Annotated in this window: 8 protein-coding genes and 1 pseudogene; 3 read left to right on the top strand and 6 right to left on the bottom strand. The window is 64.8% G+C overall.

Features of this window, described 5'->3' with window-relative positions; genetic code table 11:
• Nucleotides 1-6 precede the first annotated feature (6 nt).
• The gene (locus tag ABQU90_RS08325; protein WP_407078770.1) at nucleotides 7-1506 is read right to left on the bottom strand and encodes a vWA domain-containing protein; all 1500 of its coding nucleotides are present in this window, start codon (nucleotides 1504-1506) and stop codon (nucleotides 7-9) included.
• 927 nt (nucleotides 1507-2433) lie between these two features.
• On the opposite strand from ABQU90_RS08325, the gene ABQU90_RS08320 reads away from it, so the two are divergent.
• Nucleotides 2434-3498: a glycosylasparaginase gene (locus ABQU90_RS08320; protein ID WP_115529136.1), complete on the top strand. Its 1065-nt coding sequence runs from the start codon at nucleotides 2434-2436 to the stop codon at nucleotides 3496-3498.
• A gap of 23 nt (nucleotides 3499-3521) precedes the next feature.
• Nucleotides 3522-4241, top strand: coding sequence for a copper homeostasis protein CutC (locus tag ABQU90_RS08315; protein WP_323521437.1), 720 nt, complete (start codon nucleotides 3522-3524; stop codon nucleotides 4239-4241).
• 592 nt (nucleotides 4242-4833) lie between these two features.
• Here ABQU90_RS08315 and ABQU90_RS08310 read toward each other — a convergent pair.
• Nucleotides 4834-5904, bottom strand: a complete 1071-nt coding sequence (locus ABQU90_RS08310; protein WP_323521383.1) for a sialidase family protein — start codon at nucleotides 5902-5904, stop codon at nucleotides 4834-4836.
• A gap of 394 nt (nucleotides 5905-6298) precedes the next feature.
• Between ABQU90_RS08310 and ABQU90_RS08305 the strand changes: the two are divergent.
• Nucleotides 6299-6618 (top strand): annotated as a pseudogene (locus ABQU90_RS08305) (RebB family R body protein).
• Nucleotides 6619-6683: 65 nt separating this feature from the next.
• Here the strand turns inward: ABQU90_RS08305 and ABQU90_RS08300 are convergent.
• The 4 genes from ABQU90_RS08300 to ABQU90_RS08285 form a co-directional block, all read right to left on the bottom strand.
• Complete coding sequence (locus ABQU90_RS08300; protein WP_055849229.1) at nucleotides 6684-6887, bottom strand: hypothetical protein; 204 nt, start codon at nucleotides 6885-6887, stop codon at nucleotides 6684-6686.
• 587 nt (nucleotides 6888-7474) lie between these two features.
• Complete coding sequence (locus tag ABQU90_RS08295) at nucleotides 7475-9316, bottom strand: glycoside hydrolase family 35 protein (RefSeq protein WP_323521382.1); 1842 nt, start codon at nucleotides 9314-9316, stop codon at nucleotides 7475-7477.
• Between the two features lie 292 nt (nucleotides 9317-9608).
• A complete protein-coding gene (locus ABQU90_RS08290; protein WP_323521381.1) occupies nucleotides 9609-11951 on the bottom strand; it encodes a GH92 family glycosyl hydrolase in 2343 nt (780 codons plus the stop codon).
• A gap of 168 nt (nucleotides 11952-12119) precedes the next feature.
• Nucleotides 12120-13583, bottom strand: coding sequence for a glycoside hydrolase family 125 protein (locus ABQU90_RS08285; protein WP_115513585.1), 1464 nt, complete (start codon nucleotides 13581-13583; stop codon nucleotides 12120-12122).
• Between the last annotated feature and the right edge of the window lie 571 nt (nucleotides 13584-14154).

Here is a 14154-nt window from a genome sequence, read left to right as displayed (position 1 = left end):
CGCGCATCAGTCGGTGGTGGCGACCGGCCGGCTGCTCAGCGTTTCGGCCTGCTGCACCATGCGCAGGAAGTCGGCGCGATAGCCGAAGCGGTCCTTGCCGATGCTGCCTGCTGCCAAGGCGCGCAGCTGCGGATAATCCCAGCCTTGCAATTGGTTGCCGCCGCGCAGGCGTTGGCCGAAACCAGCGACCGCTGCCGCAAACCGGAACGCGTCGCTGGAGGCTGCCAGTGCAACCTGCTGGTCGCTGCGGATGACGGTGTCGAGCAGGCGGCTGCGGTGCGCGTCCGGCAATTTGTAGCGCAGCTTGAGATGGGCAAGCTCATTGCCGTTGTCTGCGGCCGGGCGTTTGGCTTTAGTGGCATAACGTAGCGGGTCGACCGAGGCTTCACCGCGTGCGGGGGTGATTTCATACAGCGCGGTGACGCTGTGGCCTGCGCCGATGTCGCCAGCGTCGACCTGGTCGTTGTTGAAATCTTCGCGGCGCAGTGCGCGGTTTTCATAGCCGATCAGACGGTATTCCTGCACGGTGGCCGGGTTGAACTCGACCTGGATCTTGACGTCGCGCGCGATGGTTTCCAACGTTGCGCCCAGTTCGTGGGTCAACACCTTGCGCGCTTCCAGCGGCGAATCGATGTAGGCGTAGGCACCGTCGCCGGCGTCGGCCAATTGCTCCATCAAGGTGTCGTTGTAGTTGCCGGTGCCAAAGCCGAGCGTGGACAACGCCACACCGGACCGGCGCTTTTCGGCCACCATGCCCTTGAGCGTATCGAAGTCGGTGACGCCCACATTGAAGTCGCCATCGGTGGCCAGCAGGATGCGGTTGATGCCGCCACGCAGATAACTCTGCTGCGCTGCCTTGTAGGCCAGCTCGATGCCGCTGGCGCCGGCAGTGCCGCCGCCCGATTGCAGGCTGTCGATGGCTTCGACGATGCGTGCTTGCTGATTACCTGACGTGGGCGGCAACACCACGGCGGTGTTGCCGGCGTAGGTCACCAAGGTGATGCGGTCCTGCGCGCGCAGCTGGCGTGTCAGCAGCTTGAGCGATGACTGTAATAGCGGCAGCTTGTCGGGCGCATCCATCGAGCCGGAGACGTCGACCAGGAACACCAGATTGGCTGCCGGCATGGCAGACGCGGCGACATCGCGGCCGGTAATGCCTATGCGCAATAGCACGCTGTTCTTGTTCCAGGGCGTGGGCGCCAGTTCGGTACGCACGGCAAACGGTTGGCCGTCGCGGGGTGCGGGGTCGTCGTAGCGGAAGTAGTTGATCATCTCTTCCACACGCACTGCATCGACCGGCGGCAGGCTGCCACTGGTGAGATAGCGCCGCACATTGCTGTAGCTGCCGGTGTCGACATCGATGCTGAAGGTAGACACCGGATTGTCCGCGGCCTGCACGACCGGGTTGTCGCTGAGGGTCTGGTAGGTTTCGCGATTCTCGGCCGGCGTTATCGACGCAATGGGTGGTGCGGGCATGGACCGATCCGGCAGTGCGCGCTTGGCCATCAGCGTGGCCGCAGGTGCTTGCCGCGCAAGTGCGCCATTGGCACTCTGCGGCGCCGCGGGTGCTGGCGGGCTAGGCGCATAGACCATGTCAGCCTGGCTTGGTTGTATCGGTGCAGGATCCGCGAGCACGGGTGGACGCGCGGGTTGGGGTTCGGGTTCGGCTGCGGCTGCGGGCGTATACGCGATCTCGCCGGTGTAGGCTGGCGATGACGGCGGGTCGCCAACGACGGGTGCGGTGGGTTCGTGCGAGCAGGCGCTCAGCAGCAGGGCGAGCGCGAGAAGGCTGTGACGTGGCATGGAAATCCTTTGCGTGGCGATGACGAAGTGGGTGACAACCAGACAGCCCGAGGTCGCCGTGCACTGCGCCTCTGTAGGTAAAACGGGCCAGCGCGGGAAATGGGGTTAACTGAAGAAAGATTTTTTGCGATGGGCTTGCGATTGGGTTTGGCGATGGCTGGTGCTGCTTCGTGGCTGCGGCCTGCGGACGTCTGGTCCGCCCACCGCAATCCCTTTCCCGTGGGCTAGGAAAACGCCTTTGTTAGGACCGCCGGGAGGTGTGCAGGTCTTCCTCAGACCCGGTGCTCTGTCCGATGGACGTTGGCGCGTGCATTGGCCAGCACGCTCAGCAATTGCATCGATACCAGCCAGAGAGGGAGTGGCTAACACAACGACTTCGCTCACCACCAGGCGGCCACGACCGGTGCCCGGTGCGGCTGCCACTCGTTCACTCCGGCTCTGAGCGCGCCATCCACGCCTACCAGACGACCACTCGCTACTTTTGGCTCGCCGCGCTAAGCCAGGCGCGGTTGTGCATGGATCCGCACCGGTTGCGCACGGCAATGCGGTTTATCCGCAGCCAGCGCTGTCGCATGATGGGAGGCTGCGGCGCAGTGCGCGGCATCTGTTTCCGTCATGGAGTTCGCCTGGATGATTCAACGTCGTCATTTCCTCAAGAGCGCCACGCTGGGCGCCATTGCTTCCGGCCTGGCCGGGTGGGGCGCGCGTGCGCAGGCCGCCGCGAAATCCACCGCAGCCGGGCGCCCTGCGGCCTTGCCGGCAGGCGCGGCGAGGGTGATCTCGACCTGGGATTTCGGCGTGGCCGCCAATCAGGCCGCGTGGCAAATCCTGAGTGCCGGCGGTATCGCGCTGGATGCTGTGGAAGCGGGCGTGCGCGTGCCAGAAGCGGACCCGACCAATCCCACCGTCGGCTTGGGCGGGTATCCGGATCGCGACGGTCGAGTGACGCTGGATGCCTGCATCATGGATCACCTGGGCAATTGCGGCGCGGTGGCATCGCTGGAAGATGTGGTGCATGCCATTTCGGTGGCGCGCGCGGTGATGGAAAAAACCCCGCACGTAATGCTGGTCGGCGATGGTGCGCGGCAGTTCGCGTTGGAACAGGGCTTTCCGAAGACCAAGCTGCTCACTCCAAGTTCGGAAGCGGCGTGGAAGCAGTGGTTGAAGACGTCCAAGTATTCGCCCGAAGCCAATGTGGAAAACCGTGCGTGGCGCGACGCCAAATTGCCCGGCGGTAAAGACAATCACGACACCATCGGCATGTTGGCGCTGGATGCGCACGGCAATCTGTCCGGTGCCTGCACCACCAGCGGCATGGCGTGGAAGATGCACGGCCGGGTTGGCGACAGCCCGATCATCGGTGCTGGCTTGTACGTGGATAACGAGGTGGGCGGCGCGACCTCCACTGGCGTGGGCGAAGAAGTGATTCGTAACGTGGGCAGTTTTGCAGTGGTGGAAATGATGCGCCAGGGCAAGTCGCCGGCCGACGCCTGCCGCGAGGTGGTGATGCGGTTGATCCACCGCAAGCCGGAACTGACGCGCACGTTGCAGGTCGGGTTTTTGGCGATGAACAAGCGTGGCGAAGTGGGCGCGTTTGCGATCCAGAAAGGCTTTAGTTACGCGGTATGCGATGCGACGCGGCAAGACCTGCTGGTGCCCGGCGAAAGCCACTACACCCAGGAGCCTGCGGCATGAGCGCAGCTGACAAGTCGGTGGCGATGGGGCTTGAGGTGGCCGCCGACTCGGTGGGCTCGGCGCTGGCCGCGCAGCAGGGCGGTGCTATGCGTGTGGAACTCTGCGGCGGGCTGGATGGCGGTGGCTTGACGCCCTCGTTCGGCACGTTGGCGGTGGTGCGTGAGCGCTTGCAGATTCCGTTGTATGTCTTGATTCGCCCGCGCGTGGGCGACTTCGTGTTCGATGCCGCCGAGGTCGAGGCGATGCAGCGCGATGTGGAGCAGTGCGTGCGGTTGGGTTGCGATGGCGTGGTGCTGGGCGCACTGGATCGGCACGGGCAGGTCGATATGGCCACGATGCGTGTATTGATCGAAGCGGCTGGAGCGCTGGGCGTGACCTTCCATCGTGCGATCGATGTGAGTGCCGATCCGGCACGCGCACTGGAAGACGCGATCGCGCTGGGCTGCGAGCGCGTGCTGACCTCGGGCGCGCGGGCGAGTGCGTTGGAGGGAATCGACACCATCGCTGCGCTGGTGGCGCAGGCCGCCGGCCGCATCGGCATCATGCCCGGAGCCGGCGTGTCCGAGCACACCATTGCAGACTTGCGTGCGCGGACTGGCGCGCATGAATTTCATGCCTCCTTGCGCGGGCCGGTGGCCGCACAGGTGCATGCGCCGCATGCCTACATCAGCGACCTGGGTGGCGATTACCAACGCACGGATGTGGAGCGTGTGCGGCGTCTCGTGGCGTTGCTGCGCGGGTGAGTTGCGCGTGCGTTGTGCGCAGCTGATGTGCTTTATCGATGACAACATCTCACGCTGCGGGTTGTGCAGCAGCGCCGCGAGCGCGGGAGGGGGCGTAGATTGTTTTGCCTTCTTTCTTGGAAACATTGGCGCGTAACAGACCATCAAGGGCAATGCCGATGTCTCTCTTTTCCGCTGGGAGAAGGGGGCGAGGTGATGAGGTTACGAGGCGATCGGCCGGTATCAGATCGCAGCGCGCTGCCTGCGTTAACCCCATTATCTTCTTGAAGCCGGCAGCACTTGCAGGTACTCGCCCAACGTTGCAACGCGCGTGTTCGCCAGGCACGCCAAGCTACGCCGTACCCTCATCCGCCCCTGCGGGGCACCTTCTCCCGAGGGCAGAAGGGACCAGACTCCGCTGCCCTCCGTAGAGCTTCTCTCCGCTCGGGAGAGAGGTTTGGGTGAGGGTAGTCACGTTCGCGGTTTATCTGCCACGACGTGCATTCAACGTGTTTGAAGTGACGCTGAGAACACAGCAGACAGCGCGCAACACCACGGTATTGCTTATCGATAGCGACTCCGACGCAGCCGCATCCACCGCGCTTGTTGCGTGTTATTCGCCGCCACCAAGCCGCGCCGGATCGACCACCACATGCTTGATGCGCTGACGCTTCCAGGTGTAGCTGATGTGCACCAGCCCGTCGCGGGTCTGGATCACCGCCGGATACGAAAATTCGTCTTTTGCGCTGTCTTCCAGCGTCAACACGCGTTGCCAGTGCACGCCATCGTCGGACACCGCCACGGCCAGGGTACCGCGCCCGTCCCACCAGTCCTTGCCGGCAATACCGGGGTTATAGACCAGGAGCGAGCGACCATCGCGCAGCGTCACCGCATCGGTGCCGGAGTTGGGGTTTTCCACATCGAGCAACTGCATCGGCTGCCAATGCAGGCCGCCATCGTGCGAAAACGTGCTGAAGAGTTTGTTCTGCTGGCTGCGGCCGAGCGCCTGCAAGCGGCCATCGCTGTGCAGCAACAGACTGGGCTGGATCGCACCGATCACGCTGGGGTCGTTGAGCGGCATGCCGCGCTGCCAGTGCTCACCGTCGTCGTCGCTCCATTCGAGATGCGCGCGCCAACCGCGATCTTCGCTGCTGCTTGGCGCCAGGATGCGCCCGCTCGGCAGTTGCACGGGTTTGTTCTTGATCGGTCCTAGGATGCCGTTGGGCAACGGCTGTGGCGCAGACCAATGCGTTCCATCGTCGGCTGAGGTCATGCGCAGCCCCCACCATTGCCGCGGGTTGGGGCCGAGCTTGTAAAACAGCTGCACCGGACCGGTGGTCGATTGAAACAGCACCGGGTTCCAGGCCGGCACGGTCGCGCCCTGCTTGCCGGCACGCGTGCCATCGGCGATGCGACGCGGTGGCTGCCAGTGCTGTGCGTCGCGCTGGGTCAGCCAGATGCCGACGTCGGCCGCGCCTTCGTGCGCGCCCCCGAACCAGGCAGCCAACAGGCGGCCATCGCGGGTCTCCAATAACGTGGAGGCATGCGCCTGCGGGGTAGGTGCCGGGTCGGCAATGAACTCGCTGAGCACGATCGGCGAAGGCGGGGAGGCGGGCGTCTGTGCCCCGGCCATAAAGGCGGCAAGGCTGGCAATCAGGCCAATCAGCAGGCGTGGCGAAGCCATCGTGGTCCAGTCCTGTGCGAATTTTAAAAATACCTATTTATTATCTCTTAAATACCATGTGCTCTGGTCATCGCAGGCGGCCCTGGTCGCCGACCACTGCGACGACCCGCGATGTCGTCGCGCCCGCTCTGCCCGTTGCGCTGGCTGGTCGCCCTTGGCCTCACCGCGCTGACCCTGCCTTGAGCCATTGCGCAAAACGTTGCAGAGGTGACTGCGACGTCCGTTGCGAAGCTGCGCTGCGAGGGTTCAGGCGCATGGCTGCACGCCGCTATCGGACGGGCATGGCGTGCTGTGTCTTGCGGCCTGGTCGGTGTAGCGCGATGCGGTCGACAGCCGCCGAGGTCGGCTTTCAGAGGCGCGTAACGCCGTGCGTCCGTCCACGCAGGAGCGCAGCATGGCTTTTCCAACCGCAGTCAACAATCAGATCACCGATGCCGTCACCCAGTCCAACGTCAAGGTCATCGGCGAGGCGCCTGCCATGGCAATGGGCACGATCTACCAGAGCATGGCCCAAGCGGCCGGCATCCTGTTCCAGAACGCGGTAGCGGCGCAGCAGCAACAGAACACGCTGGCGCAGGCTGCGACCAACCAGGGCGTGATGCAGATTTACGGTGTGGATACCACGGCGTTAGCCGGTGCCACCGAGACGGTTGCGCAGGCAGGCGCCTCCGATACCTGAGCAGCCTGCCGACGGTGCTCAGCGCGTTTGAATAACGCTGCGGGCTGGGCGTTGGCAAGCGTGCACCGCTGTCGGCAGCGGCGTACGCGTCGGGCCGTGCTTAGGCGGCGTTCTCGTCGCGCACCTGTGGCGGCAACAGTGTCTGCGGCTTCTTGGCCGACTGGGTCTGGCACAGGAACGTCATCATGTGCGCCGCTTCGGTGCTGCCCATGGGCTTGCTCTGGACCTGCTCTGCAAACGCGTGCTGGGTGTGCTCCGGGGCAACGGAGGTGGAATCTTGGGCAACAACGGTGGACGACGACATGCAACGCTCCTGGAACCTGCAATCAGGCCGTCTACGTAGCAACCAAAGCGCCCCCGTAACGGTGTCAGCCGGTGATCTTGCCTGGAATATGGTCCGCCCGATACCAGGACGGCAACGGGCGGTACAGGTGCACCGGACTTCCAGATAACGGCGCGCAAGGCGCGGTCTGAAGGGGCGGCAGTTGAGGCGCCTTGCACCGAGTTGGTTGGCGGTGGGTTTGGCGGTGGCGAGCGATGCAGGCTGCCCTGCAGTGCGTGCGGCTTGCCCCGTACCATCACCCCAACGCTTTCTCCCGAAGAGAGAGGTGCTTTGATTCCTTCTCCCCTCGAGAGTAGGTGCCCCGCAGGGGCGGATGAGGGTGCGGCGTAACTTCGTCTGGTTGTCGAACAAACGCTTTGTGGAACGGCACGCTTGCCCGTGAACGCTGGTGGGTTTAAAGCGCTGATGGGTTTGACGCGTGCGGCGCCCCTTCATCTGATACATGCGGCCCGCCCCGTACCCTCACCCCAACCCCTCTCCCGAGGGGAGAGGGGCTTTGAGTATTGCGGTTGCTTACCACCTTCTGGATCTGCGCGAAGGTGACGCCATCAGTTCTTCGGCTTGATCCACACCTGCTGTTTCAGGCCGCGCAAGCTGGGGTTGGCGGTGCTGTCCAGGTCGAACACCACCACGCTGTTATCGCCCTTGCGCTGGAACGGGGCCGGGAAATACAGCGCGGTCTGCGGGCCGATGGACCAATGCCGGCCGAGATTGACGCCGTTGGCCCAGGCGATGCCCTTGCCGAAGCCGTGCATGTCCAGATAGGTGTCGGTGGGCGTGCCGATGCGCAGGCTGCCGCGGTGGAATGCCGGGCCGTCTACGTGATTGCGGGTCCAGCCGCGGATGCTGTCGGGCGAGCGCATCGGTAGCGGGAAGGCCTGCCAGCCTGTGAGCTGCTGGTTGTCCAGCAGCACCGGGTCGACCAGGCCGGCGCGGCCATCTGCCATGCGCGTGCCGTAGTTGATGCGGCCGCTGTTTTCGACCAAAACGTCCAGCGTGTGTTCGCCCGCCGGGATGTCCACGTCGGTGGAGACCTGCTGCAGCCGACGTTCGACACTGCCGACCGGCTTCTGATCGACATATACCCGCGCCACGTCGCGTACCTCGCCCAGATACAGCGGACCTTTGCGCGGGCCGGTGATGGTGGTGCGGTAGAGGATGTAGCCGTAATCCTGGCCGAAACGTTCCATCGGCTGCGGGGTGTCGATGGCGATTGGTGCGGGCAGGTTGTCCCACAGCGACGCGGATTCGCGCAGTTGGCTGTCCGGTAGTGCGGCCATGGCGATCGGTGCCGGCAACGCGGGCGGTTGCACGCCGGTGACGCGCGCGATGGCATCGCGCATCAATGCGAACTTGGGCGTGGGCTGGCCGGCTTCGTCGAGGATGGCGTCGTAGTCGTAGCTGGTGGTCTGCGACGCGTAATGATCGCTGGGATTGCCCTGGAAATTGGCGCCATTCATGAAGCCGAAACTGGTGCCGCCGATGAACATGTAGAGGTTGGCCGAGTGGCCCTGGCGCAGGATCCACTCCAGTTCTTCGGTCTGTTGTTTGGCATCGGTTCTGGCGTGCGGCGTGCCCCAATGGTCGAACCAGCCGGCCCAGTATTCGCCGACCATGCGCGGTTGCTCGGGACGGAACTTGATCAGTTTGTCGAACGCGCTCTTGGCTTCGCCTGGCGCAAAATTCACCACCGCCAAGGTGTCCGGCAGGGTGCCGTTGGCGAGCATGTCGGCTCCGTCGGAGGTGAACAGTAGCGCCTTGTCGAAGCCGGCCTTGACGAACATGGCGCGGTTGTCGGCCATGTAGGCATGGTCGTCGTCGTAGGAGCCGTACTCGTTTTCTACCTGCACGGCGATGATGGGGCCGCCGTTGTGATTGAGCAGCGGTTGGACCTGTTTTGCCACTGCATCCAGGTATGCCTGGCTGGCGCCGAGAAAGCGCGGGTCGCGGCTGCGCACGCGGATGTTGTCCTTGCCGAACAACCATGCGGGATAACCGCCGGCTTCCCATTCGGCGCAGACGTAAGGGCCGGGGCGCAGGATGACGTTGAGGCCTTGCGCGGCGGCTTCGCGGACGAAGGCGGCCACATCGTTGTTGCCGGCAAAATCGAACTGGCCTTGTTGCGGTTCGACCAGGTTCCAGAACACGTAGGTCTCCACCGTGTTCAAGCCGAGCGCGCGCGCCTTTTGCAGACGGTCCTTCCAGTACGCGCGTGGAATGCGCTGAAAATGGATGGCGCCGGAGAGGATCTGATACGGCTTGCCGTCGCGCACGAACTGCGTGCCCTGCGTGCCGACGCTGGGCCAGCGCTCGGTGTCGGCGGCAATGGCGGTGACGGGAAGCGCGAACGCGAGGGCCAGGACGAGGGGGCTGAGGGTGGTGCGCAACATGGGCGATTCTCGGCGGTGACGCATGACTGGTGACAAGCGTGGTGAATGGGGTGTTGGGTGGAGCGGGCTGTGGGTGGGCCCCTCATCCGCCCTTCGGGCACCTTCTCCCGCTTGCGGGAGAAGGGAAAGGCAAGACTCCCGCTTGCGGGAGAAGGGAGAGCGGGCCTCCCGCTTGCGGGAGACGTGGACTGCAATCCGCTCGTTTACGCCAGGAATGAGGCGCGTGCCTTTAGCTTGTGTGGCAGGGATCGGTCGACTTCCCTATGGGGTGTGTTGCTTGGGGCGTGCGCCGTTATGCGAACGACGGCGGTAAATCCTCCTTGTTCGCACCGAAGGCTGGGTTCGGCTTGGCACCCATGGTGAATTCCAGCGTGCCGCCCGCAGCCAGATCGGCGTGGCGCAGCCAGGCGCGATTGATCGGCTTGCCATTCCACGTCAGCGATTGCACGTAGACGTTCTGCGCGCTGGTGTTATTGGCCACGATGCGCAGCGTGCGGCCCTTGCCCACATCCAGTTCTGCGCGCTTGAACAACGGGCTGCCGACGATGTAGTTGCCGCTGACCGGGTCCACCGCATACAGGCCCAGCGCGCTGAGGACGAACCACGCGCTCATCTGCCCACAATCTTCATTGCCGGACAGGCCATTGCGCGCGTCGTGGTATTGCTCGCGCAGCAAGCGGCGCACCATCGCCTGGGTTTTATACGGTTGGCCTGCATAGGCGAACAGATAGGCCACGTGGTGGCTGGGCTCGTTGCCGTGCGCGTACTGGCCGACCAGGCCGTCGATATCCGGCGGCGCATCGGCCGGCAGTTCGGAACTGGTGGAAAACAGTTCGTCGAGCTTGGCGACGAAACCATCGCGGCCACCGTACAAATCCATGTAACCGTACAAGTCATGCTGATTGAGGAAGGTGGCTTGCCAGGCGTTGGATTCGGTGAAATCGCGCCACTTGGCGATGTGGCCCATGCCGCGCGGGTCGAACGGTTTGGCCCAGCTGCCGTCTTCCAGGCGCGCCTGCACAAAGCCGCTGTCGCGATTGAACACGTTGCGGTAGTTGCGCGAGCGTTTGCGCAACGCGCGTGCATCGTCCACGGCGCCGGCGGCCTGCGCCAGATGCGCGCAGGCCCAGTCGTCATAGGCGTATTCGAGGGTGCGGCTGACCGCTTCGTCCACCTTGTCGGCGGGGATGTAGCCAAGCGTGCGGTAGTACGCCAGGCCATGGGTGGTGTCGTCCATCGCGCGCTTGCGGTAGGCCGGCCACGCGGCGGCGTAGTCGATGCCGGTAAAGCCCTTGGCGTGCGCTTCGGCCAGTACCACGGCGGAGTGGTAGCCAATCATGCAGCCGGTTTCCACGCCTTGCAGCGGCCAGATGCCGACGCCGTCGGGGCATTCGTTGGCGCCGCGCACCAGGCATTGCACCAGGTCGGGCACGCGCTCGGGTTGCACCAGGGTGAGCAGCGGATGCGCGGCGCGGTAGGTGTCCCACAACGAGTAAGTGCTGTAGTTGTTGTAGCCCTTGGGCGCGGTGTGGATCTGCAGATCCATGCCGCGGTACCGGTTGTCCACATCGCTGAAGAGCGTGGGTGCGAGCAGGCTGTGATACAGGCCTGTGTAGAAGATGCGGCGTTGCGCATCGTCATCGCTGTCGATGCGCACGCGACCCAGTTCTTTTTCCCAGGTCGCCACGGCTTGCGCATGCACGCGTGCGAAGTCGAAGTCCGGTAGCTCAGCGTCGAGATTGGCCAGCGCGTTGTCGGCGCTGACGGCAGAGATGCCGACCTTGATCAGCAGCGGCGCCTCGGAGGCATCCGGGAAGTGCAGCGCGGCCTTGAGATGGGTTCCATCGAGGCTGCGGGTGTCGGCTGCCAGCGGCTGGTCTTCGTTGTACAGCTGCACGCGTGCGAACGGCCGCGACAGCCGCATGGCGAAGTAGATGTAGCGCCCTTTGGCCCACTGGTAGACCCGGCGCCCACCGGTGAGGGTTTGCGCGTCGACCACGCGTAACTGTGCATCGCTGACGCGGGTGGGAATGCCCGGTTTGTCCTGCATGCCGTGGCACAGGTCGAGCAGTACGTGCGCCGGCTTGCCCTTGGGGAAGTGGTAACGGTGCAGGCCTGCACGTGCGGTGGCGGTGAGTTCGGCATGCACGCCGCTGTCCTTGAGCCGCACGCGGTAATAGCCGGGCGAGGCGGCTTCGTCGCTGTGATCGAAGCGCGAGCGGTAACCGGTCTGCGGCGCGTCGAGTGTGCCAGGCACCAGCTTGACCTCGCCGGTGGCCGGCACCAGCAGAAAATCCAGCATGTCGCCGATACCGGTGCCGGATAGATGCGTGTGCGAAAAGCCCATGATCGAGCCGTCGGATTCGTGATAGCCCGAACACGAATCCCACACCGCGTTGTAGGTGTCCGGGCTCAGCTGCACCATGCCGAACGGTAGCGTGGCGCCGGGAAAGGTATGGCCATGACCACCGGTGCCGATGAACACATCGACATGGCGGGTGAGCTCGGCACGCGTGCGCGCATCGGCGGGCAGCGCGTAGTTGCCGGCGCGTGCGCGGGCTGCGCCGGGCAGGCCCACGCTGCCGAACAATGCTGCAGCGATGGCGCCTTGGAGAAAACCGCGTCGTGTTGCCATGGGGTGTTGTCTCTGAATGTGCGGGCCGATGCCGGGGCACCCTCATCCGCCCTTCGGGCACCTTCTCCCGCAGGCGGGAGAAGGAAGGAATCCAGCGCTTTGGATAGCAATCAAGCGCTTCGAGTGGCAATCAAACGCTTCGGATAGCAATCAAGCGCCGGGCGGTGTTCAGGCGCTGCGCAGCAGTTGGGGTTTGCGTTGATGCAAATCGATGATCAGCTCGCCGAACAAAGTGTTTGCCCAGGCGAACCAGTCGCGGGTAAACGTGCTCGGGGTGTCCTTGTCGAACGCTTCGTGCATGAAGCCGGTGCCGGCGTGGGTGGTCTTGAGCCACTGCAGGCACTGGCGCAATTGCGCGTCGTCATCGCTGACCAGCGCGTATTGCACGATGGACATCGGCCAGATGGTGCCCATGCCGCTGTGCGGGCTGCCGACGCCTTCGGCCGCGGTGCCGCGCGAAAAATACGGGTTGCGTTCGCTCCAGGCCAGTTGGCGTGTGCGCAAGAACACCGGGTCGCGCCGATCGCAGCAGCCCAGGTAGGCCAGGCTGAGCAGGCCGGGGGCATTGGCGTCGTCGATAAACAGCTGGTTGCCGAAGCCGTCCACTTCGAAGGCCCAATAGGCTTGCCCATCGGTATCGCGCAACTGCCCGAACTGGCGCGTGGCGGTTTCCACTTCATCGGCCAGTGCGGTGCACTCGGCGGCGAAGGCGGTGTCGCGATGCAACGCGGTGCTCATCGTCGCCAACTGCCGCAGCGAGGCCACCGCAAACAGGTTGGCCGGTACGAACAACGGAAACACACAGGCATCGTCGGACGGACGGAACATCGAGTGGATCATGCCGTTGGGTTTGGTCGGCTGGCCGTAGCCTTCCAGCACCAGGGTTTCGGTGGCCAGCGGGGAGGGGCGCTGGAACACGTACGGGCCGCGATTGTCCTTGCGCTGTTGTTCGCGGAAGGTCTTGACCACTACGTGCATCGCCTCGCGCCAGTCGTCGTCGAACGGAGCGGTGTCGCCGGTGGCGCGCCAGTATTCGTGCGCGATGCGAATGGGGTAGCACAGCGAATCGATTTCCCACTTGCGCTCGCCCACGCCGGGCTTCATTTCGGTGATGTCGTTGAGCGACCACTTCAGGCGCTGGGTCTGGCCATCGGGCAGGAAGGCGTTGGCATAGGGGTCGAGCCGGATGCACGCGGCCTGGCGTTGGATCAGGCCATGGAACATGCGCCGTAACGCGGGGTCGCGCTTGGCCAGCGGAACGTATGGATGCACCTGTGCGGACGAATCGCGCAGCCACATCGCATGGATGTCGCCGGTGATGACGAAGGTGTCCGGCTTGCCGTTGCGGGTGCCGGTTTCCACCGTGGTGTCGAGCGTATTGGGGTAGCAGTTCTCGAACAGCCAGGCCAGTTCCGGGTCGGCGATCTGCGCCTTGATCTGCACGATCTGCTGCTCGACCGCCTTGCTCACGAAGCGGCGCTGCGCCTTGGGCGGGCGCTTGCTGACGAAGGCGCCGCCGGCCGTGGAAGCGCCGGCGGCAGGCGCGGCCGCGAACGCGGGCAGGGCGCTGGCCAGCAGGCCGGCACCGGCGCTGGCGCCCAGTAGCTGAAGGATGTCGCGGCGGGTATGCATGACCTCAAGACTCCATGGATTCGACCTGCGATCCGCATGACGGTGCTCCCTGCGCTGGCGGCTGCGAGACGGCAGCCTGGGCGATGAGACCTATGCATGACCAATTCCCGATGACCATACAACGTGTGCGTCGAAACTGCATAGTGCGTTTGCACAATTTTTGGGGCGCGCGCGCCGCCGGATGCCTGCCAGGCCATGGCGGCGCGGCCTGGCTGGAACATCTGCGGATATCGGCGTGGTGCTTGCCACGCCACGCCGATATCCGCAGGATGGCTCCATCACCCAGCCGCATGCCCGCGCCAGTGCGCCGGGCCGGCGTAGTGGCCGTCGTTGTCGTGGTCGTGCCCGAACAAGGCGTCCAGCGTTGGCGTGGTGCCTGCCACGCCGACATCCGCAGGCCGGCTCCATCACCCGGCCGCATGCCCGCGCCAATGCGCCGGGCCCGCGCAGTGGCCGTCGTGGTGGTCGTGCCCGAACAAGGCGTCCAGCGTCGGCGTGGTGCCGGCCACGCCGATATCCGCAGGCCGGCTCCATCACCCAGCCGCATGCCCTCGCCAGTGCGCCGGGCCGG

It is taken from the genome of Xanthomonas sp. WHRI 10207 (genome assembly GCF_040202975.1).
Lineage (GTDB): Bacteria > Pseudomonadota > Gammaproteobacteria > Xanthomonadales > Xanthomonadaceae > Xanthomonas.
The sequence above is the reverse complement of the archived record's forward strand: the minus strand, read 5'-3'. Positions and strand labels throughout refer to the sequence as shown.

Coding starts and splice junctions, on each gene's coding strand:
- ABQU90_RS08315 (WP_323521437.1), top strand. CDS start 3,522: ATGGGGCTTGAGGTGGCCGCCGACTCGGTGGGCTCGGCGCTGGCCGCG.
- ABQU90_RS08325 (WP_407078770.1), bottom strand. CDS start 1,506: ATGGCCAAGCGCGCACTGCCGGATCGGTCCATGCCCGCACCACCCATT.
- ABQU90_RS08290 (WP_323521381.1), bottom strand. CDS start 11,951: ATGGCAACACGACGCGGTTTTCTCCAAGGCGCCATCGCTGCAGCATTG.
- ABQU90_RS08295 (WP_323521382.1), bottom strand. CDS start 9,316: ATGTTGCGCACCACCCTCAGCCCCCTCGTCCTGGCCCTCGCGTTCGCG.
- ABQU90_RS08285 (WP_115513585.1), bottom strand. CDS start 13,583: ATGCATACCCGCCGCGACATCCTTCAGCTACTGGGCGCCAGCGCCGGT.
- ABQU90_RS08300 (WP_055849229.1), bottom strand. CDS start 6,887: ATGTCGTCGTCCACCGTTGTTGCCCAAGATTCCACCTCCGTTGCCCCG.
- ABQU90_RS08310 (WP_323521383.1), bottom strand. CDS start 5,904: ATGGCTTCGCCACGCCTGCTGATTGGCCTGATTGCCAGCCTTGCCGCC.
- ABQU90_RS08320 (WP_115529136.1), top strand. CDS start 2,434: ATGATTCAACGTCGTCATTTCCTCAAGAGCGCCACGCTGGGCGCCATT.